The sequence below is a fragment of the Magnetovibrio blakemorei genome (assembly GCF_001746755.1).
GTDB classification, from domain to species: Bacteria; Pseudomonadota; Alphaproteobacteria; order Rhodospirillales; family Magnetovibrionaceae; genus Magnetovibrio; species Magnetovibrio blakemorei.
Map to the genome: position 1 here is coordinate 1 of NZ_MCGG01000038.1, position 1,208 is coordinate 1,208.

2 protein-coding genes are annotated in these 1,208 nt (G+C 55.5%); both read left to right on the plus strand.

Annotated elements, in window-relative coordinates; translation table 11 throughout:
- On the plus strand, window positions 1-497 hold a 497-nt coding region (istB, locus tag BEN30_RS11525; RefSeq protein ID WP_170827037.1), incomplete at its 5' end, for an IS21-like element helper ATPase IstB.
- A gap of 299 nt (window positions 498-796) precedes the next feature.
- On the plus strand, window positions 797-1,208 hold a 412-nt coding region (locus BEN30_RS11530), incomplete at its 3' end, for a transposase (protein WP_139134984.1).

The following is a 1,208-nucleotide window of genomic DNA, read 5'->3' on the forward strand; positions in this document are numbered from 1 at the left end:
TGGACTTGGCGCGTTGTGAATATGTCGAGCGGCGCGAGAACGTGATTGCGCTGGGCAACTCAGGCACCGGCAAAACCCACATCGCCCTCGGTCTCGGCTTAGCGGCTTGCCAGAAGGGATTGGCGGTTGGGTTCACAACGGCGGCGGCGCTGGTCCATGAACTGATGGAAGCCAGAGACGAGAAGCGCTTGCTGCGCTTCCAAAAACAGTTGGCCAATTATCGATTGCTGATCATTGATGAGCTCGGTTTTGTGCCACTGTCCAAGACCGGTGCCGAACTGTTGTTCGAAGTGTTCAGCCAACGTTACGAGCGCGGCTCCACCATCGTAACCAGCAATCTGCCGTTCGACGAGTGGACGGAGGTGTTCGGCTCCGAACGCCTGACCGGGGCCTTGCTGGATCGTCTCACCCACCACGTTCATATCCTGGAGATGAATGGCGACAGTTATCGTCTCAATCAAAGCCAAAAACGGCAGTCCCCCCCAAAAAGTGCCTAACCATCGGGACTGTGGTTGACCCGGTGGGTCCACAGGGACCTCCCACGCTGCTTCGCTCCGCGTAACGCTAAAGCGCTACACGAAGCAGCGCGGGTCCCTCCTATGGACTACCGGGACAACCCGCACCGCCGTGTGCAACATCAAGAAAAGTGGACCACTTTTACTCCGCCCAGTGGCCCCCTTTTTAGTTCGCCCTGAAAAACTCTCAACATATTGATAAATAATGATTCCCTTGGGATTCTAAATATAGGAAAATGCCAGAAAGCAGTCCCGTAACGCTCATTTTCTGGTAGATTCTCATGAAGCCTAAAAAACCCCGCCGCCGTGATGCCGATCTGTTTCGCGAACGTCTGGACGCCATCATCGACATGAAGCATCACTTGATCCGGTTGGCCGGGATGATGCCCTGGTCTTCGTTTGATGAGGCCTTCGGCAAGCACTACAAACCGCTGGGCCGTCCGGCTAAATCGACGCGATTGATGGTCGGTCTGCATTATTTGAAGCACATGCATGATCTGTCGGACGAAGAAGCGGTAGAGCGCTGGGTCGAGAACCCCTACTGGCAATATTTCTGCGGATTTGAGTTCTTTCAACATCATCTTCCCATTGATCCCAGCACCATGACGCGCTGGCGCAAACGGGTTGGCCCAGAGGGCATGGAAAAGGTTTTGGCGGCCACCGTTGGCGTGGCGGTCGAGACCGGGGCGGTGA